General features: G+C 60.0%; 21 protein-coding genes. 4 read left to right on the top strand and 17 right to left on the bottom strand.

The window, feature by feature from the left end; translation table 11 throughout:
- Positions 1–18: 18 nt before the first annotated feature.
- The 3 genes from panC to V6M87_RS12340 all read left to right on the top strand — a co-directional run bounded on the left by panC (position 19) and on the right by V6M87_RS12340 (position 3579).
- Entirely contained in the window at positions 19–858 is an 840-nt protein-coding gene (gene panC / locus V6M87_RS12350; RefSeq protein WP_332876929.1) for a pantoate--beta-alanine ligase, read from the top strand.
- The gene (locus V6M87_RS12345; protein WP_332876928.1) at positions 858–1400 is read left to right on the top strand and encodes a GNAT family N-acetyltransferase; all 543 of its coding nucleotides are present in this window, start codon (positions 858–860) and stop codon (positions 1398–1400) included. Before panC ends, V6M87_RS12345 begins: the two co-directional genes overlap by 1 nt.
- 181 nt (positions 1401–1581) lie before the next feature.
- Positions 1582–3579, top strand: a complete 1998-nt coding sequence (locus V6M87_RS12340) for a CocE/NonD family hydrolase (RefSeq protein ID WP_332876927.1) — start codon at positions 1582–1584, stop codon at positions 3577–3579.
- Between the two features lie 235 nt (positions 3580–3814).
- On the opposite strand, the gene V6M87_RS12335 is transcribed toward V6M87_RS12340, so the two are convergent.
- From V6M87_RS12335 to flhD, 16 genes are all read right to left on the bottom strand, one after another.
- The gene (locus V6M87_RS12335) at positions 3815–4453 is read right to left on the bottom strand and encodes a GNAT family N-acetyltransferase (protein ID WP_332876926.1); all 639 of its coding nucleotides are present in this window, start codon (positions 4451–4453) and stop codon (positions 3815–3817) included.
- 12 nt (positions 4454–4465) lie between these two features.
- Entirely contained in the window at positions 4466–5674 is a 1209-nt protein-coding gene (locus V6M87_RS12330; protein WP_332876925.1) for an EAL and HDOD domain-containing protein, read from the bottom strand.
- Positions 5675–5753: 79 nt separating this feature from the next.
- Positions 5754–6389, bottom strand: coding sequence for a protein phosphatase CheZ (gene cheZ / locus V6M87_RS12325; RefSeq protein WP_332876924.1), 636 nt, complete (start codon positions 6387–6389; stop codon positions 5754–5756).
- A gap of 2 nt (positions 6390–6391) precedes the next feature.
- Positions 6392–6790, bottom strand: a complete 399-nt coding sequence (cheY, locus tag V6M87_RS12320; protein ID WP_332876923.1) for a chemotaxis response regulator CheY — start codon at positions 6788–6790, stop codon at positions 6392–6394.
- Positions 6791–6916: 126 nt separating this feature from the next.
- Positions 6917–7984: a protein-glutamate methylesterase/protein-glutamine glutaminase gene (locus V6M87_RS12315; RefSeq protein WP_332876922.1), complete on the bottom strand. Its 1068-nt coding sequence runs from the start codon at positions 7982–7984 to the stop codon at positions 6917–6919.
- A 26-nt stretch (positions 7985–8010) separates the two neighbouring features.
- Positions 8011–8616 (bottom strand): chemoreceptor glutamine deamidase CheD, encoded by a 606-nt coding sequence (gene cheD / locus V6M87_RS12310; protein WP_332876921.1) that lies wholly within the window; start codon positions 8614–8616, stop codon positions 8011–8013.
- Between the two features lie 56 nt (positions 8617–8672).
- A complete protein-coding gene (locus V6M87_RS12305; protein ID WP_332876920.1) occupies positions 8673–9527 on the bottom strand; it encodes a CheR family methyltransferase in 855 nt (284 codons plus the stop codon).
- A gap of 62 nt (positions 9528–9589) precedes the next feature.
- Complete coding sequence (locus V6M87_RS12300) at positions 9590–10087, bottom strand: chemotaxis protein CheW (protein ID WP_332876919.1); 498 nt, start codon at positions 10085–10087, stop codon at positions 9590–9592.
- A 3-nt stretch (positions 10088–10090) separates the two neighbouring features.
- Positions 10091–12292, bottom strand: a complete 2202-nt coding sequence (cheA, locus tag V6M87_RS12295) for a chemotaxis protein CheA (RefSeq protein ID WP_332876918.1) — start codon at positions 12290–12292, stop codon at positions 10091–10093.
- Between the two features lie 48 nt (positions 12293–12340).
- Complete coding sequence (locus V6M87_RS12290; protein ID WP_332876917.1) at positions 12341–12706, bottom strand: response regulator; 366 nt, start codon at positions 12704–12706, stop codon at positions 12341–12343.
- A 47-nt stretch (positions 12707–12753) separates the two neighbouring features.
- Positions 12754–13302 (bottom strand): chemotaxis protein, encoded by a 549-nt coding sequence (locus V6M87_RS12285; RefSeq protein ID WP_332876916.1) that lies wholly within the window; start codon positions 13300–13302, stop codon positions 12754–12756.
- Positions 13303–13330: 28 nt separating this feature from the next.
- Positions 13331–14326 (bottom strand): flagellar motor protein MotB, encoded by a 996-nt coding sequence (motB, locus tag V6M87_RS12280; RefSeq protein ID WP_332876915.1) that lies wholly within the window; start codon positions 14324–14326, stop codon positions 13331–13333.
- Positions 14327–14375: 49 nt separating this feature from the next.
- Complete coding sequence (motA, locus tag V6M87_RS12275) at positions 14376–15236, bottom strand: flagellar motor stator protein MotA (protein WP_332876914.1); 861 nt, start codon at positions 15234–15236, stop codon at positions 14376–14378.
- 133 nt (positions 15237–15369) lie between these two features.
- Entirely contained in the window at positions 15370–16068 is a 699-nt protein-coding gene (locus V6M87_RS12270) for a class I SAM-dependent methyltransferase (RefSeq protein ID WP_332876913.1), read from the bottom strand.
- A gap of 106 nt (positions 16069–16174) precedes the next feature.
- The gene (flhC, locus tag V6M87_RS12265) at positions 16175–16753 is read right to left on the bottom strand and encodes a flagellar transcriptional regulator FlhC (RefSeq protein WP_332876912.1); all 579 of its coding nucleotides are present in this window, start codon (positions 16751–16753) and stop codon (positions 16175–16177) included.
- A gap of 55 nt (positions 16754–16808) precedes the next feature.
- Positions 16809–17126, bottom strand: a complete 318-nt coding sequence (gene flhD, locus V6M87_RS12260) for a flagellar transcriptional regulator FlhD (protein WP_332876911.1) — start codon at positions 17124–17126, stop codon at positions 16809–16811.
- 499 nt (positions 17127–17625) lie between these two features.
- Here flhD and V6M87_RS12255 point away from each other — a divergent pair, with 499 nt between their 5' ends.
- Positions 17626–18177 (top strand): RBBP9/YdeN family alpha/beta hydrolase, encoded by a 552-nt coding sequence (locus tag V6M87_RS12255; RefSeq protein ID WP_332876910.1) that lies wholly within the window; start codon positions 17626–17628, stop codon positions 18175–18177.
- A 14-nt stretch (positions 18178–18191) separates the two neighbouring features.
- On the opposite strand, the gene V6M87_RS12250 is transcribed toward V6M87_RS12255, so the two are convergent.
- Complete coding sequence (locus tag V6M87_RS12250; protein ID WP_332876909.1) at positions 18192–19640, bottom strand: aminotransferase-like domain-containing protein; 1449 nt, start codon at positions 19638–19640, stop codon at positions 18192–18194.
- Positions 19641–19771: the final 131 nt, after the last annotated feature.

The following is a 19771-nucleotide window of genomic DNA, read 5'->3' as shown; positions in this document are numbered from 1 at the left end:
AGCATTGCTGAAAATCTTATGAAAATCGTTTCCTCTATTGAAGACTTGCGCGACCAGCTCAGCGGCCAGTTGCGCACCGCGTTCGTACCGACCATGGGCAACCTGCATGAAGGCCACCTGTCGCTGATGCGCCTGGCGCGCAAGCATGGCGATCCGGTGGTGGCATCCATTTTTGTGAACCGCCTGCAGTTCGGTCCGAATGAAGATTTCGACAAATACCCGCGCACCTTCCAGGCCGACGTCGAAAAACTGGAAAAGGAAGGCGTGTACGTGTTGTTTGCGCCGACCGAAAAGGATCTGTATCCGGAACCGCAGGAATTCCGCGTGCGCCCGCCAGACGACCTCGGCGGCACGCTGGAGGGCGAATTCCGTCCGGCCATGTTCACCGGCGTGACGACCGTCGTGCTGAAACTGTTTTCGTGCGTGCAGCCGCGCGTGGCCGTGTTCGGCAAGAAGGATTACCAGCAACTGATGATCATCCGGAACATGGCGCGCCAGTTCGCCTTGCCGACCGAGATCATCGGCGCCGAAACGTTCCGGGCCGAGGATGGCCTGGCGCTGTCGTCGCGCAATATGTATCTGTCGGAAGCCGAGCGTGCCGAAGCCCCTGCCCTGTACCGCGCGCTGAACTTTGTCGCCAGCGAAATGCGCGCCGGCCACCTCGACACGTTCGAGCTGGAGCGCCGCGCGATGCTTGAATTGACGTCGCGCGGCTGGAAGCCGGACTACATCTCGGTGCGCAAGCGCATCGACCTGCAGCCGCCGTCGGCGGGCGACCTGGCCCAAGGGACGCCGCTGGTGGTGCTAGCCGCCGCCAAACTGGGTAACACGCGCCTGATCGACAACCTGGAAATTTGATGCGTCCGACTGGCGCCGTCACCGTCACCCGCTTTGCGCCGCAGCAGTGGCTGGTCTACCGCGCCCTGCGCCTGGCCTCGCTGGCCGACGCGCCGGACGCGTTCGGTGCGCAACTGGCCCAGCAGCAGGAATGGCCGGACAAGCTCTGGCAGATGCGCCTGGAGGCGGGGATTTTTTCGGCAGACGCCTGCCCCTTGCTGGCCCGGTGCGACGGCGGCCCTGCCGGCCTGATCTGGGGCAAGCTGGAAGCGGCGCACGACCCCGACGGCGGTTCAACGGAGGCGCATGTCTACCAGGTCTGGGTGGCCCCGGCGTACCGCGGCCGCGCGGTCGGGCGTGCCTTGCTCGACGCCGTCATCGACTGGGCGCGCAGCAAAAACGCCCACGCCGTCAACCTGAGTGTGGCCCTGACCGCCAGCGCCGCCACCCGCCTCTACCGACGCGCCGGCTTCGTCCCCGTCGGCAAGCCCCAACTACTGCGCGACAGCGCGCTGTTACTGACGCAACCCATGCAATTGCTCCTGCACCCTTCCCAACAATGAGGGTCAGAGTCGATTTAATTCGTAATATTTCCAATTAATTTGACACTGACCCTCATTGTTTTGCAATATTTAATTAAACCTATTTCTCAAAAATTAGGGTCAGAGTCGAATTAATTGGCAACTTTTGAAATTTCCAATCAATTCGACACTGACCCTATTTAAATCCGCCTCGAAGGAATCCATGAAGCCAAGCAGCCTGCGCCTGTCCGTTCTATCCCTTTCAATGTTGTTGATGGCGGGCGGGGTGCAAGCTGCTGTTACCACCGCTGCGATGACGGATGCTGCCAAAGAAGCGCCCTGGAGCGTACGCGAGCATTACACCAAGTACGAGTACCAGATTCCCATGCGCGATGGCGTGCGCTTGTTCACTGTCGTCTATGTCCCCAAGGACAGCAGCAAGACCTATCCCTTCCTGATGGACCGCACACCCTACAGCGTAGGCGTGCGCGTAGGTGACGACTCCCACTACGGCGTGGATTACTATCCGACTTCGCTCGGCCCGTCGCACGACTTCGAAACCTCGGGCTATATCTTCGTACGCCAGGATGTGCGCGGTCGCTTTATGTCGGAAGGTGTGTGGCAAGAGATGACGCCGCACCGCAATACCCAGCGCACCCGTGGCCAGGGTGTCGAAAGCGAGGACATGCACGACACGCTCGACTGGCTGCTGAAACATGTCGCCAACAACAACGGTAAAGTTGGCATCAACGGCATTTCCTACGGCGGCTTTTATACCTCGAGCAGCATCATCGATTCGCACCCGGCAATCAAGGCAGCCTCGCCACAAGCGCCAGTTGCCGACCTGTACATGAACGACGATTCTTATCACGGCGGCGCTTTCATGCTGGCGGCGAACTTCGATTTCTATTCGGCCTTCACGGAAGAGAAGAATCCGACGCCGCTGCCCAAGAAGCGCGAGCAGTTCGACTACGGCACCAACGACGGCTATGCCTTTTTTCTGTCGCACCTGACCATGCCGAATATCGTCGCGACGCTCAACCCGAAGCAGCAGGCCTTCCTGGTCCCGACCATCGAGCATGCGACCTACGACGACTTCTGGAAAACCCGCAATATCTTGCCCCACCTGAAAAACATCAAGGCGGCCGTATTGACTGTCGGCGGCTGGTTCGACGCGGAAGATTTGCAGGGCACCCTGAGCACCTACCAGGCCATCAAGCGCCAGAACCCGGGCATCTACAATGGCCTGGTCATGGGTCCATGGGTCCATGGTGGCTGGGCACGCAACGATGGTGCCGCGCTCGGCAACGTCAAATTTGACGCCAACACGAGCGAGCAATATCGCAAGACCATCCTGTTTCCGTTTTTTGAGCAGCACCTGAAAGGTGCGCCCAACAAGAACACCGCGCAAGTGTATGCTTTCGAGACCGGCAGCAATGTCTGGCGCCAATATCCCACCTGGCCCCCGCAGCAGGCACAGCAACGCGAACTGTACTTCGGCGCCGACGGCACGCTGAGCTGGCAGCAACTAGCCGCATCGGGTAGTCAGGCATACGACGAATATGTCAGCGATCCTAAAAAGCCAGTGCCATACATCGCCTATTCCGCTACGGGCGTGCCGCAGGAATATATGGTGTCCGACCAGCGTTTCGCGTCGACCCGGCCGGACGTGCTCACCTACCGTAGCGCCGTGCTGGAAGAAGATGTGACAATTGTCGGTCCGGTGATGCCGAAGCTGTTCGTCTCGACCACCGGCACCGACGCCGACTGGGTCGTCAAGCTGATCGACGTCTATCCGCCCGCGTATCCGGAGAGCCCGACACGCGAGTGGGGCCGCGACGTGCCGCCGCCGGATGTCTCGATGGCCGGCTACGAACAGCTGGTGCGCGGCGACCCGCTGCGCGGCAAGTTCCGCAACAGCTTCGAACAGCCGACACCATTCACACCAGGCAAGATTGAATCCGTCAACTACAGCATGTCCGACGTCAACCACACCTTCCGCCGCGGCCACCGCATTATGGTACAGGTGCAAAGTTCCTGGTTCCCGCTGGTGGACTTGAACCCGCAAACTTTTGTCGATATTCCGCACGCCAAAGCCGAAGATTTCCAAAAAGCGACGCAGCGCGTCTTCCGTGCGCCAGGAATGGCATCTGGCGTCGCCGTGCAAATTTTGCCGAGTGTAGTTAAGAACACCAATACTAGCCAGCCCGCGCCACGCTAATTCTCTCGAGCTATTGCTCAACAATTCGACACTGACCCCAATAATTCTTCGCCAAAATCAGTTGCAAAAGAATTAGGGTCAGAGTCGATTAATTTTGCAATTGATTCCGAATAAATTCCTAACGCGAATTCAATTCACGGCGTAAGTAACGGATCAATTGCTCAATAATTCGACTCTGACCCTCATTAAAAAGCAGGGGGATTTGGGCAATTGCGCAATAATTCGACACTGACCCTCATTGGGGAAGGAAGGCGGTGGCGAACGGTGCAAGGATGCGCCAGCCAAGGTGGGTGTAGAGGGCGGCACCCATCTCGGTGGCGACCAGAAGGCGCTCGGTACTGGCGGCCTGGGTGGCCAATCGGTCCAGAGACAGCATCACGGCAGTTGCCAGCCCCAGGCGGCGATGCGCCGCGTCGGTGCTGATGCGGTCGAACACGGCCGTGCCGGCATTGAGGGTAACGCGGCCGCTTGCCGCCACGGCACCAGCGCCGTCGATGACGTCGATGACGTACGCCGCGTGCTCGACTGTGAGTAGCGTGGTGTAATCCGCCGGTAGCGCTGCCGCCGACTGCATCGGGCCAGAATGCGTCATCAGGTAGCGCTGCTCCTCGATCGACCATCGCTCTGGCAACGCAGCGCGCAAGGTGGCGCAATCGACCGCGGCTTTGACGTAGATAAATGGATCGTGGATCGCGTCAGCGCATGCGCGCAGGGCGGCACCAGCATCGGCAAATACGTGGCGGCGCTGCTGGTCGGGCCAATCTACGTCGACCCGCTGCCCACCGCCCTCATGCCTCGGCAGCGGGAGGCCGCGCGAGCGGCTCCAGCCGGTCAGCCAGCGCTGCAGCAGGTCCAGGTCGCATGGCGCGGACACCGTCCCCTGCCGTCAGGCGCTGACGCTCTGGGCCCAGGCCAGGGCCGACAAGTGTGCCTTGTTGACCTCAAGTGGCGTGATGTTCAGCATCCTGGCCAGCGAGGCGACCAGGTTCGAATTGAGTTCACACGCCTCGGCCAACGCCAGGTACGGCCCGTATTTTCCGGCACGGGTGAGCAAGGCCCGCACCACTTCGTCAGGCAGCTGGATGGTATCGAGCACTTCCTTCATCGGCAGGCCCAGCAGGCGATCGAGCAGCGAGAACATGCCGGCCACGAACAGGTTTTCGGACTCGCCGCGGCCCAGTTCGGTCGCGCCCAGCAGCTCGGTCAGGCGGCCGCGCACGACGGCCGTCTCCATCAGCACCGGTGAATAGCCGCTGGTACTGGCCGTGGCCAGCAATAGCACCAGCCAGCGATACAGCGGCGCATAGCCGAGCATGGAAATCGCCTGCTTCAAGGACTGAATTTCGCGCGTCGCGCCAAAGCCCGCCGAATTGATGAAGCGCAGCAGCTTGTACGACAGCGCCGGATCGCGCTTGAGAACGTTTTCCAGCTTGTTAATGTCTTCATTGGCCTGCACCATTTGCATCAGTTGCAGGATGATGCCCTGGGCCGGATTCATGCCCTTGACCGGCACGCCGGGCCGCGGGGTCAGGTGCAGCTTGCCAACAAAGGCGTCGAGACCCAGCGCCGCGCAGGCATCGAAATCTGCCCAGGTTGACACCGGCCGACCGACCATCCGCACCGATGATTGCTTGGCCGCCGCGTACGCACGCGCCTGGGCGCCCACATCGGAGCCGGAAAACTGCACTTCCAGGTAAGACGCACTCTGATGCAAATTGGCGCCAAGGTGGCCGATATCGCTGCCGCGGATCGAGATGCCGACCCCGCCGGCGCGCAGGCCCTGCACCGCCGCGAGCACGTCGGCATTGGCCAGATCGGTCGCCTTCATCGTCAGCACGGTGCGTTCCGGTGGCAGCGCGAACAGCGCATCGGTCGACAGCATCGCGGGCACGGCATCGAGAAACAGGATCTTGTCGCGCAGCAGCCAGCCGCGTTCTTCGTCATTGACGTGCTCGGCAACGAAGCCGACCAGCGCCTCGAGGTCGGCATCGCGGATGTTTTGTTGCGCGTTCTGCTGCCAGGACAGTTCGTAGCCGATCACCCTTTGCTTTGGATCGAGCAAGGGTTCACGCACAATGAAATTCGTGTGATGCATGGTCAGTTTGCCTGGTGAAACGTAGGTGGGAACCACCGGAGAACGGTGGACAGCGTGGCCGGAACCATCCGGCACGCGGTCAGAAGCCGAGGCTGTCGAGCAGGTCGTCAACTTGGCCCTGGTCGGCCACGATATCGGTTTTTCCTTCTGGATTGATCTGCGGGCCGTTCAGCAAGCCGTTGTCGAGCTCGCGCCGCACGTCTTCCGGCGCGAAATCGACCAGCATCTGCACCAGCTGCTTCTCGAGCGTCTGGGTAATCGCAGCAACTTTGCTGATCACTTGCCCGGTCAGATCCTGGAAATCCTGCGCCATCATGATGTCCATCAAGTGGGCTTTGGTACCGCTGACGGCTGCGCGCGATGCGTCGAGCTCGGAGACCGTGCGCAGCGCCAGTGCGCGCCAGGGAGCGTTCGCGTCAGCATCGCTGTCGAGCATGGCCTGCCACTGGCCGCGTAAATCGGTGGCGCCCTGTTCGATCGTATCCTGCAGCGGCATGGCTGCATCAGTGGCATTGAGCACTTTTTGCGCCGCTTTTTCGGACAGGCGCGCCACGTAATCGAGGCGGCTGCGGGCGTCGGGAATATCGCTCGCGGCTTTCTCGATCAGTTTGTCCAGGCCAAGGCCGCGCAGGCTTTCGTGCAGCGCGCGCGTCATGTGGCCAATCCGGCTCAGGACTTCATCGTGCGAAGTAGCCGCGGCCTGCTGCTCGCCCATATTTACGCTCCAGCTTTTTCGAGTTTTTCGAAAATCTTGTTCAGTTTTTCGTCCAACGTGGCGGCGGTGAATGGCTTGACCACATAGCCGTTTGCACCGGCCTGCGCCGCGGCAATAATGTTTTCTTTTTTCGCTTCAGCAGTGACCATCAATACCGGCAACTTGCACAGCGCTGGATCGGCGCGAATCTGCTGCAGCATCGTCAAGCCATCCATATTCGGCATATTCCAGTCCGACACCACGAAATCGAAGGTTTCGCCGCGCAGCTTGGCCAGTCCCTGGACGCCGTCTTCAGCCTCGTCAACGTTGGCGTAACCCAATTCCTTCAACAGATTTTTCACAATGCGGCGCATTGTTGAAAAATCGTCCACTACTAAAAAACGCATTTTTGGATCAGCCATGAATTACTCCGTTGATTCTTTTACTCTGGTTATCGATAGACTTCGGCGTGCGATTAAGCATCCCTAAGCATAGCAGTTTTGTTGCCCTACGGCGATAAAACAACGCCGAAAAGCATGTCGAAGGGATCAAACGCGCAACGCTCTGCCGCCTTGTGTTGCCAAGTGATTAAGGACCATCCCCGGTAATGCACGCAGTGCGCCAATTTCATGATGCGCATTCAACAAGATCGCTTCGCGCGGCATGCCGAACACGACACAGGACGCTTCGTCCTGTGCATAGTTATACGCTCCTGCCTCCTTCATTGCCAGCATCCCCGCTGCGCCGTCCTTGCCCATGCCGGTCAAAATGACGCCAACCGCGTTCTTGCCGGCGGCAATCGCAGCCGAACGGAACAACACATCGACGGAAGGCCGGTGCCGGTTCACGGGATCGGTCTGTTCAATTTTGGTGACGTAATTGGCGCCCGAGCGGCTCAGCAGTAAATGCGAATGGCCTGGCGCGATATACGCGTGCCCCGGCAATACCCGTTCATTTCCGGCAGACTCGACCACGCTGATTTTGCAGAGCGAATCGAGCCGGCGTGCAAACGATGTGGTAAATCCTTCCGGCATATGCTGGGCAATCAAAATGCCCGGGCAATCCGATGGCATTTGCATCAGGAATTCGCGAATCGCTTCGGTGCCGCCGGTGGACGCGCCGATAATGATCAGCTTCTCCGACGAGGTCAGCGGATTGCGCAAGGCCGGCAGCGCGGTCAGCGGCGCGGCCGGCTGCACGCTGCGCGGGGCAATGCGCGCACGCGCGGCGGCGCGAATTTTATCGGAAATCAGGTCGGTATATTCGCGCATGCCGCTCTGGATGGAGATTTTGGGCTTGGTAACAAAATCGACCGCGCCCAGTTCCAGCGCGCGCATGGTAATTTCGGAACCGCGCTCGGTCAGCGACGACACCATCACCACCGGCATCGGACGCAAACGCATCAGTTTTTCGAGAAAATCCAGTCCGTCCATTTTCGGCATTTCGACGTCCAGCGTCAGCACATCCGGATTGGTCTTTTTAATCAATTCGCGCGCCACCAGCGGATCGGGGGCTGTGCCCACCACTTCCATGTCTGGTTGGGAATTGACGATCTCGCTCATCACGCTGCGAATCAGCGCGGAATCGTCGACGATCAATACTTTGATTTTATTCATGCTGCGTCTCTATCTTATTGGGTTCGTCAAAACAGGTCGACTTCGCCACCCACCGGTGTCGATTTGAGCTGCTTGGCATAGGCCTGCTCGCGCTGGACCAGCGTGTCGTTGTGGGTCTGGGTGAGTTTTTTGACCAGTACCTTGCCCGTGCGCGGGAAAAAATACACCTTGCGCGGCCAGATATCGTTCAGATCTTCCGCCACCACGCGCATTTTTTCGGTTTTCAGGAAATTCAGGACAAAGGCAGCATTGCGTTCGCCCACATTCATCGCAGAAAAACCACGCAGCACGGCGCCGCCGCCGAAGACTTTCGCCTCCAGGTTTTCGCGGCGGGCGCCGGCTTTCAGTAAATCGTTGATCAGCACTTCCATCGCGTAGGTGCCGTAACGCATCGACGCCGACACCGGGCTGTTGCTGTCGCTGCCACCGCCATCGGGCAACATGAAGTGATTCATCCCGCCCAGGCCGCTCACGCGGTCGCGGATGCAAGCCGACACGCACGATCCGAGCACGGTGACGATCAGCATATCTTTGTTAGTGAAATAATATTCACCTGGCAAGATCTTGGCGGCGTCGGTGTCGAAGGTGCGGTCGTAATAAACGTTGGTCGCGAAATGCTTGTTTGAATCCATGTTCGAGGCTCGGTGGTGCGCAGCGCCTCGCGGCGCGGCGGGTGTTGATGCCTGGATCAGGCGGCGCGGCTATTGAGTTCGTACACAGTTTTACCACGTAAGCGCAGCGCATCGGAGACGTACAGGAAATTTTCCGAGTGACCCGCAAATAACAAGGCGTCGGGTTTCATCAGCGGCACAAAGCGCGACAAAATCTTGCGCTGCGTGTCTTTATCAAAATAAATCATTACGTTACGACAAAAAATCACGTCGAACGGGCCTTTCAGCGGCCAGCCATCGGCCAGCAAATTCAAGGGCTTGAAGGTGATCAGCTGGCGTAGTTCAGGCCGAATACGAGCCAAGCCTTCCTGGGCACCCTTGCCGCGCAGGAAGAATTTTTTGGCCCGGGCCGGGTCCATCTTGTCGAGGCGGTCCATGCCGTAGACACCGTCCGCGCCGGTGGCCAGCACGTTCGTGTCGATGTCGGTAGCAATAATCTGCACCGGCGGCGTCAAGGTGTTGAAGGCTTCGCAGAGGGTCATGGCGATCGAATACGGCTCTTCGCCGGTGGAGGCGGCAGAGCACCACACTGTCAATGGCTCACCGGCGCGCGGGCGCACGCGCAATGCATGTTCTGCCAGCAAGGGGAAGTGATGCGCCTCACGGAAAAACGACGTCAGGTTGGTCGTCAGCGCGTTCGTGAACGATTCCCACTCGGCATCCATGCGCCCGGCTTCGAGCGCATCGAGATAAGTGACGAACGACACGATGCCGGTCGCGCGCAGGCGCCGCGCCAGGCGGCTGTAGACCATTTCCTGCTTGCTGTCGGCCAGCGAAATGCCGGCGCGCTGGTAGATCAGCCCCCGCACGCGCTCGAAGTCGCGCCGGGTGAAGTCGAATTCCTTGACAGTTTCCTGTTTATTTTGCAGCACGGTGTCTTGCCTTTACGTTGCTTGTCGCTGCGCGGAACTGTTCATGTACCACGACGCCGGACTTATGCGGCGATGTTGTCCATCAAACCCATTTCGCTAGAAGACATCAGTTTGTCGATGTCCATCAAAATCAGCATGCGTTCGTCGATGGTGCCGAGGCCAATCATGTAGTCGGAATTGAACGCGGTGCCCATTTCCGGCGCCGGCTTGATCTGGTCCGGCATCAGGGTGGTCACGTCGGAGACGCTGTCGACCACCATCCCCATGATGCGACCGCCGATATTGAGGATGATCACCACCGTGAACTGGTCGTACACCGGCGTGCCCAGCTTGAACTTGATGCGCATGTCGATGACCGGAATGATGATGCCGCGCAGGTTGATCACGCCCTTGATGAATTCTGGCGCGTTGGCGATGCGGGTGACCGCTTCGTAACCGCGAATCTCTTGCACCTTCAAAATGTCGATGCCGTACTCTTCGGAGCCAAGGGTAAAGGCGAGAAACTCGCTACCGGCGCCGTCGTGGGCTTCGGACAATTTGTTGCTGGTCTGGATGGACATCTTTTATTCCTTTGTGTGTAACAGTGTTAAAACGCCGGGGTCGTTGACCGTCGCGTCGCCGGCCAGCTGACGCGACGAGCGCAGCAAGGCCGAGACATCGAGGATCAGCGAGACGCCGCCGTCGCCCAAAATGGTGGCGCCGGAAATGCCGGTCACCTTGCGGTAATTCGATTCAAGATTTTTTACCACGACTTGTTGCTGGCCTACAAGTTCGTCGACAAACAGGGCCGCCTTGCGTCCTTCCGTCTCGACGATCACGCAAATGCCCTCGCACGGATTGGTGTAGCGGGCGTTAATGCCGAACATCAAGTGCAGCGGCACCAGCGGCAAGTATTCGCCACGCACCTTGATCACGCTCCCGGTTCCGGCGATGTCCTTGACATCTTCCGGCTTCGGTTGCAACGATTCAATCACAAAACCGAGCGGCAGGATATAGACTTCTTCGCCACACCGGATCGACATGCCGTCGAGAATGGCCAGCGTCAGCGGCAGCGATATCGAGATCGTCGTGCCGAACCCGGCCGCCGAGCGAATGTCGACCACGCCGCCCATGGCCGTGATATTGCGCTTCACCACATCCATGCCGACGCCGCGGCCAGACACATCCGTGACCTTTTCCGCGGTCGAGAAACCGGGGGCAAAAATCAGTTGCCAGACCTCGCTGTCGGGCATCGTGTCGCTGACCGGCAAACCATTCTGTTTCGCCTTGGCAAGGATGCGCTCGCGGTTCAGCCCGCCGCCATCGTCGGCCACTTCGATAATGATGTGGCCGCCCTGGTGGACTGCCGACAGGAACAATCGCCCGTTTTCCGTCTTGCCGGCAGCGGCGCGCGTGGCCGGCATTTCAATACCGTGGTCGATGCTGTTGCGCACCAGGTGCGTCAGCGGGTCGACGATGCGTTCGATCAGACCCTTGTCGAGTTCGGTTGCGGCGCCATTCGTGATGAAGTCGACCTTCTTGCCCAGCTTGGCGGCCAGGTCGCGCACCATGCGCGGGAAGCGCGAGAACACGAAGTCCATCGGCATCATGCGGATCGACATCACCGCTTCCTGCAGGTCGCGCGTGTTGCGGGTGAGTTGTCCGATTGACGCCAGCAGGCGTTCGTCCTTCATCGGGTCGAGGTGCTCGCTGCGCTGCTCGATCATCGCCTGGGTGATGACCAGCTCGCCGATCAGGTTGATCAATTGATCGACCTTTTCCACCGAGACGCGGATCGACGAGGCTTCCGCGCCGCCCGCCTTGTCTTCCTTGCGGCGTTTTTCGCCGGTCGGTTCGACCACTTCGGCCACTTCCAGCGCTGCCGGGCGTGGTTCGAGCGCTTTCGCGAGCAGCGGTTCGGCCACGATGCCGGCTTCGGCGCGGATCAATTCAATCGGCTGGAAAAAGCCGTAACCGCGCTCGTCTTCAGTGCGCAAGTCGGGCGCTGGCGGGGCCTCGTCCGTCAAGTCGAAAAAGCCGAAGCCCTGATCCGCTTCGACCCGGGCGCGCTCGGCGTCTTCGATGGCGCGCTGTTCCGGCGTGAGGGCCGGCGCTTCAAAAATTTTCAGCTGGTCGGGATCGAGCACGAACGAGCAGATCGCGACGATGTCTTCGAGCGACTCGTGGGTCGTGACGATCAACGCGCTGCGTCCGCCGTCGAGCGGCGTTTCCGACACGCGTCCCAGCAAGCCCAATTCGGCCACCAGTGCGCTGATGTCGCGCGTTTCCACTTTCGGCAATTCAATCCGGTAACGGCGCGCGCCCTCACCGGGCGTCAGGGCCGGCGCCTGCACCACCTGCAGGAACGACGGCGCCACCGCGACCGGGGCGGCGACGACGTCTTGCGACAGCTCCTGCAGCATCATGCGCACGTCGGCAACGGCATCCTGGTCGACGTCGGCGCCGTTGCGGTGCCCGTCAAGTTGCATCTTGAGAATATCTTTGGCGGCCAGGAACGCGTCGACGTGGACACCGGTCAGGGCCATTTCGCCCTTGCGGATACGGTCGAGCAAGGATTCGAGGATGTGGGTGACCTCGGTCATATCGGTCAGGCCGAACGTCGACGCGCCGCCCTTGATCGAATGGGCGGTACGGAAGATGGCGTTCAGATCTTCGGGATCGGGATTGGCCACGTCGACGCCCAGCAGCAGCCGCTCTTTTTCGGCGAGCAGCTCCTCGGCTTCATCGAAGAAGACCTGAAAAAACTGGCTGATGTCGATCGTCATGGCGTCAATCCGGGATTGCGTGGCAAGCTCATGGGCAGGCGCACCGGATTAGCCGATGACTTTTTTGACCACTTCGATCAAACGCTGCGGGTCGAACGGCTTGACCAGCCAGCCGTTGGCGCCGGCCGCACGGCCCTTCTGCTTCATTTCGTCCGACGATTCGGTCGTCAGCATCAGGATCGGGGTCTTGGCGTAGTCGGGCAGCTCGCGCAGGAGCTTGATCAGCGACAGACCGTCCATGCGTGGCATGTTCTGGTCGGTCAGCACCAGGTCGACCGCCTGCTGACGCGCCTTGTCCAGGCCGTCCTGGCCATCGACCGCTTCGATCACGTTGTAGCCCGCCGCCTTCAGGCTGAAGGCGACCATCTGGCGCAGGGAACTGGAATCGTCGACTGCGAGAATTGTTTTTGCCATGGTGGTGATGCTCCTGTTGATTATTCTTGGTGTGGATAGTTAGCGGCTCAGAACAGCTCGATGTCGCCACTGTCCAGGTGTTGTTGGTTGACCGACTTGCGCAACACGCTGCGCAACTCTAAGGACTGGATCGCCAGCGCCATGCTGACCTTGCCGAGGCGGTCGACGATCTCATCGTTGCCGGTATCCGGCATCAGATCGTCGCCATGCGCACTGAGCGTGCCGAGGAAGTCGCGTAAACCTGTTACGCGTTTCAGCGTGCGGTCGATCAACTGGCTCGTCATGTCCTGGAATTGCATGCTGGTGATGGCCGAGTTCACGTGTGCGCCGATTTCACCCGACATGCCTTGCAGGCGCGCGCTGTCCTCGTCGCTGACGGTGCCGCCGGCCAGCAGCCGGTCGATGCTGCTCTGGCGCGCACCGACCGTGTGGTGAATCGCCATGAAACTGGACGTCAGGCGTTCGACCGCTTCCTCCAGCAGGCGTTCGGTCTGCATCAAGTCGGTTTCCACTTCTGTCAAGTGACGCCCGCCATGGGCGGACACGCCCGATAGCAGGCGCTTGACGTGGGAACCGAGTATTTTTTTTCTGGTCATTCTTCTCTCCAGTCCGCTCAACCGACTGTTATTTGACGGCGGCAACTGCCGCCACCACTTTGGCCACATCCGGCGCGACGGTCGCGGCGGCGTTTTTTGTACTGGCAGGCGCATCGGCGTCATCATCGGACGATCTGTCGGTGGCGACGTCGATGGTGGAGCCGTCGCGGATCACTGCTTCTTCCGTTCTCTTGTTCATCACCACAATGCTGATGCGCCGGTTGATCGGGTTGAACGGGTCGGCCTTGTCCAGGTTGGCTGCGGAGCCGAGACCGACAACGCGCAGGATCTTGCCGTCACTCATGCCGCCGACAATCATCTCGCGCCGCGACGCATTCGCGCGGTCGCTCGACAATTCCCAGTTGCTGTAGCCGGCATCGCTCGAGTACGGCGTCGAATCGGTGTGGCCGGACAGGCCGATCCGGTTCGGCACTTCGTTCAACACGATGCCCAGCACATGCAAAATTTCTTTGGTGTACGGTTGCAATTGGGCCTTGGCCAGTTCAAACATCGGGCGGTTCTTTTCGTCGACGATCTGGATCCGCAAGCCTTCGCTGGTGATGTCGAGCAAGAGTTGATTCTTGTATTTCTTGAGCAGCGGATTGGCTTCGATGGTCGCTTCGATGCGCGATTTCAGCGCTTTCAGGCGCTCCGCTTCTTCCTTCTGCAGGGCCGCCCTGGCCGCCTTCAGATCCGCAGTTTTTTTCTTCGGTGTATCGATATCGCCCTTCTTGGTCTGGCCATCGCGCGCGGTGATATCCTTGCCGCCGCCCTTCAGGATCGAGGTGCTGTCGCCGCTGCCGGACCCGCCCGCCATCGCCACTTTCAAGGGCGTTTTGAAGAACTCGGAAATCCCGTTCATGTCGCCCTTGGCCGTCGATCCGAGCAACCACATCAAGAGAAAGAAGGCCATCATCGCGGTCACGAAGTCGGCATACGCAATCTTCCAGGCCCCGCCGTGGTGACCGCCGGCGGTTTTCTTGATGCGCTTGACGATAATCGGGCGCAAGCCTTCATCGGACATGGCGGCTCCCGGCGACGACGATCATATGGAGGGTCAAGGTCATCACGGCTTATTTGCTCTTGGCTTTCTTGATGTGATCTTCCAGTTCGGCGAAGGTCGGGCGTTCGGTCGAATACAGTACCTTGCGGCCAAATTCGACCGCCAGTGCGGGCGCGTAGCCGTTCAGGCTGGCCAGCAGCGTCACCTTGACGCACTGGTACATCTTGGTCGACTCTTCCAGCTTCTGTTCCAGCAGCGACGACAGGGGACCGACGAAACCGTATGCCAGCAAAATACCAAGGAAGGTACCGACCAGCGCGTGCGCAATCAGCATACCCAGTTCGGACGGCGGAATACCGACCGATTCCATGGTGTGCACCACGCCCATCACCGCCGCCACGATACCGAAGGCCGGCAAACCGTCACCCAGCTTGGCGATGCAATGCGCCGGGACCGCACCCTCATGGTGGTGGGTTTCGATTTCATTGTCCATCAGGTTTTCGATCTGAAAGGCGTCCATGTTGCCGGAAACCATCAAACGCAAATAATCGGTCATGAATTCGACGATGTGGTGATCGGACAGAACCCCTGGATACTTCGAGAACACGGGACTGGCTTCCGGCGTTTCGATGTCGCCTTCGATCGACATCAAGCCCTCTTTGCGCACTTTCGACAGCACGTCGAACAGCAGCGACATCATTTCCATGTACAGCTCGCGGTTGTAGCGCGAACCCTGGAGCAGGGTCGGCATCGCTTTCATGGTGGCCTTGATGGATTTGCCGTTATTGCCGACAAAAAACGCACCAAGCGCCCCGCCACCGATCATCAGCAGCTCAAGTGGCTGAAACAGTGCCGCGAGGTGGCCGCCCGCCATGGCAAACCCGCCAAATACGGAGCCGCAAACGATAATGTAACCAATTATAACTAGCAAACGACACTCCCATGGACACGGGCGCCTTGGCAACCCGCCAAGCTCAACAAGTTGAACTCAGTAAATATTTACGTAGGGAACTAGATTAGCGTGAGAATAGCCCTGAGGCAAGAAAAACTCCCCCATGTGTCTCCTAAAAGTCCCAAACGTAGAGACTGGCACCATTGTGTGTAATAGGAATGACAAGGTCTGGCGTGCGCTCGGCAATAACGAATTCATAACTCATCAGTTTGCTGCCCGTTTTCATCTCTGCAAGGCACTTGGCATACAGCGCGGGCATTGCCGCCGGTGAAAGATAACAAAAAACCACATCGAAATCGGCAAAATCGAAGCTTTCGTAGTCGCCGCGGACGAAGCGGGCGCGACTTGCAGTCAATGCTGCGCGCAACCAGCTGACGAACCACGGCAGCGGCGCCAGTTCCACGCCGGTCAGGGTCGCATCGGGGCGCCGCCGCGCCAGGTCAAGCGTAAAGCCACCCAGTCCGCTGCCGATATCGATCACCTTCAGCGGGCGACCGGCGGGCAACAACTCAGCGACGGCGCGCCAGACGCGCGCGCCGGAGGCCCAGTACGGCACCTGGGTGCGGAAGGTGGACCAGAACACGGCCAGCAGAACCATGAAGATGGTCAGGAACAGCCAGGAAGGAAGCGCCAGCGCATGCGCGCCGAGCAGCGCCAGCGGAAACAGGCACTGGATCGGCAGCCACCAGGCGGCCAGGCCGCGCCAGCGGGTCACCAGCGCGGCCAACAGCCCCTGGATAACGGCGGCGCTGGCATAGGAAGGGTGGAAGCCGGCACGGGCCAGCAGCCAGACGCTGATCAGCGTCGGCACGAAAGCGGCGCATTGGAGCAGGAACGCCTGCACGGCGGGAGCACGCCATATACGCAAAAAGGCGGGATTCACATCCCGCCCTTCGCCTGACCAGTTCTCGACGCGCTCACGCCAGTGCGAGCGCCGCCGCTGCCGCTGCCGCTGCCGCTGCCGTGGCAGCTTCTTTCGATTTGCGGGTCTTGCCGGCGCGCGAAGGCATGTGGCACAGACCGCAGACGTAACCGTTGTTCAGATCGAGTGTGTCGACCACATATTTGCCCTTGCACTTGTCGCAGCAGGCCAGGCTCAGCATGTCGCTCTGGAAGAAACGGACCAGGGTCCAGGCGCGCGTCAGCGACAGTAGCGGCTCTTCGCCCGGTTCCGGCGGCATTTGCTCGAGGTACAGTTTATAGGCCTTCATGACGGCTTCGATGCCGCTGGCGCCTGCGTACTGGACCAGAAATTTGTGGATATTGATGAACAGCGAAGCGTGGATGTTCGGCTGCCAGGTGAGGAACCAGTCGGTCGAGAAAGGCAGCATGCCTTTTGGCGGCGACATGCCGCGCAGTTCTTTATACAGCTTGAGCAGGCGTTCGCGCGACAGCGAGACTTCGGTCTCAAGCAATTGCAGGCGGGCGCCGAGTTGGATCAGTTCGATGGCCAGCTGGATTTCCTGGGCTTCCGATACCACGCTTTTTTTGCTCATGTTCGCTGCTCCTGTATGACTTGACGAATAACTGATCGAAACCGGCTTGACGCTGTCAGGCGATTTCTTCGACCGGCTGGCCAGCCATCAGGATGGCGGCGTGCGACTGGGCCAGGGAGCGGTCCTTGTTGTAGTTCGTCAGCATCGACAGGATCGCGGTGTCGTCGAAGCGGAAGCGGGCCAGCATCATGTTGCCGCCGGCGAGTTTCAGGATTTGCGAGTTGCTCATGCCTTCGATCAGTTCGGCGATGTCTGCCGAAATGCCGAGACGGAAGATTGCAGTCACCTTGTCGGCACGGATCATCTGCTGGGCCAACATCAGGTAGCTCAGGTTAGCGTCGCGGATCTCAGCCATCATGTCGTTTGCAGTCATTTCCATCTCCCAGTCATTCTGTTGATCCTGGCGCTGTTTGTATTGCCAGTGAGACAGATTGTGACTGTGCGGAAACTTCAGCGGAAGTGGCAATGCTCTGTATTTTACGTCAGCAAACGACGGATAGCCCCATAGGGGTTTGTCTGACATGCAGGGTTGCATCAGGGGCGCGCCCCTATGAAAACGAGGCGGAAACAGCAGGAGATTTTCGTGTTGCCGGGGGTAAATCACGACCAGCGCACCGGGAACTTATTTCAATTAACGTCAAGCTTTAGGGAAACTTTAGCGCTTTTGAGAAATATTTTTCGCAAATTTACGACGCTTTACACGCTCTTCCCCGTATCTCAATACCTGTAACGGCACCGCGCGCAGGAACTTTAGGGTCTTTTTGAAGTTTTTTTAAAAAATTTTGAAGCCGGCGCACTGTTCACGCGCGATGGATCCCCGCCTGCGCGGGGAGTCGTGCAATATGGCTCATTCGACACTTTTGCGAGGGCACATGAAAAACAATGTACTGGTCGTCTCCGGCTTGTGGGATTCGGGGCCGCAACACTGGCAGACCCACTGGATGACGGACCACCCTGACTGGAACAAAGTTGCCCACCGTGATTTCGCGGCACCCCAGCGCGATGAATGGGTGGCCGAACTCGATGCCGCCATCGCTGCCTGCGACGGCCCGCCCATCCTGCTGGCGCATAGCCTCGGTTGCATGCTGGTGGCGCAGTGGGCATTGTCCGGGTCGGCGCTGCAGGTGGCCGGGGCAATGCTGGTGGCGCCGAGCGATGTCGAAGCCGCTTCCTACCCGATCGACGCCAACGGCTTCGCACCAGTGCCGATGGTGGCGCTGCCCTTCCCCTCGCTGCTCGTGGCCAGTACCAATGACGAATACGCCGACATCACGCGCACGCGCGCATGGGCGCGCGCGTGGGGAAGCGAACTGGTCGAAATTGGGGATGCCGGGCACATCAATGGCGATGCGGGCTACGGGCCGTGGCCCGAGGGCGTGGCGCTGCTGGCAACGTTTACTGGAAAGCTGGCGCGCGCCGGGTAAGAAGGCGCGACGTTTCAGGACCCGCCCAGCTCCCGGTCGAAAAAGCGCACCACGGCCGGTTCGTCGAAGCATGCAAGATTGAGGCGCGTGCGCGTGGACGGCAACTGGCGCGGCGAAAACAGGCAGCCTGGGGCCAGCAACAGGCCATCGGCCATGGCCCGCTCTGCCAGAACGACGGTGTCGCGACCGGTGTCGGCCCAGACGAAAATGCCGGCTGCCGGCGTACTGTCGAGCCGCAGACCACAGCGTTCCATCTGCCGCAGCGCCTTGGCGCGCACGGCGTCGAGGCGGCCGCGCATGCGCTCGAGGTGCTTCCGGTACAAGCCCTCCGACAGGATTTTATACACCACGCGCTCGCCGATATCGCTGGTGCTGAGCGTGGCCAGCATCTTGCGGTCGGCCAGTCGCAGCGCCCATTCGGGCGAGGTTGCGATGAAACCGAGGCGCAGATTGGCCGCCAGGGTTTTCGAAAAGCCGCCCAAATAAATTACCCGCTGCAACTGGTCCAGCGCTGCCAGGCGCGTCGGCGACTGCATTGCGCCACCCGGATGAAGGTCGCTGTAGATGTCATCCTCGACGATCGTGAACCCGTATCCTTCGGCCAGGCGCAGCACCTGGAACGCCTTGGCTGCCGACAGCGACCCGGAAGTCGGGTTATGCAGCACCGAGTTGATCACGTACAGCTTGGGGCGGTGCTGCGCAGCCATCGCCGCCAGGTAGGCCAGATCAGGTCCGTCGGCCAGACGTGGGATGCCGACCACGTTCAAGCCCATCTCCGTGAACGAACCGAACATCAGATACCAGGCCGGGTCATCGACAAAGACCGTGTCGCCGGGCCGGGTGAATTCGCGCGCGACCAGGTTCAGCGCTTGCGTGACGCCGACGGTGGTGACGAATTGCTCGGGCGCTGCGCCAATATCCAGTTCGGCCAATTTTCTCTGCAATTGCTGGCGTAAGGGCAAAAAACCTTGTGCGGCGCCGTAGTTGATCAGGAGCTTGCTGCTTTGCCGACTCAGCGCGCGCAGCGCCTGCGCCAGCATGTCGCCATCCATCCACTCGGCCGGCAGCACGCCGGCGCCGGGCATGTTGGCCGAGGGCATTTGCCGGAAGGTATTGCGGATCAGCCAGACGACGTCGATGGCCGGCGCGGCGGCCGCGCTTGCGGCGCCGTCGGCTGCTGCTGCCGACCCCGTGCCGGTGTTGCGCGGTGACCGTTCGCGCACGAAAAACCCGGCACCGCGGCGCGACGTCAGGTAGCCACTGGCGACCAATTTGTCGTAGCTGGCCACCACCGTGAAGGCCGATACGCCGTGGCTGGCGGCGAACTGGCGGATCGATGGCATCCGCGCGCCGCTGCGCAGCAATTTATCGTCGATGCGGGCCGCAACCAGGCGGACGACCTGGTCGATCAGCGATTCGCCGGCGCCGCGCAGCAAGGTGCCCAAGGGCGGTGTACTGGTCATATCACCATCACAGGTTATGGATTAAGTGGAAAAGTGTATTGCAACTGTACTTGGATTGTCGCTTAGCATAGCCCTGCGACTTACCTCACGCAATCACTTTTCTGAAAGCCAAGATGCCACATCAATCCCCA

The organism is Massilia sp. S19_KUP03_FR1, assembly GCF_036688685.1.
Taxonomy (GTDB): Bacteria; Pseudomonadota; Gammaproteobacteria; order Burkholderiales; family Burkholderiaceae_D; genus JALYUM01.
Note: the sequence above shows the minus strand (reverse complement) of the source record. Positions and strands in the feature narration are given on the sequence as shown.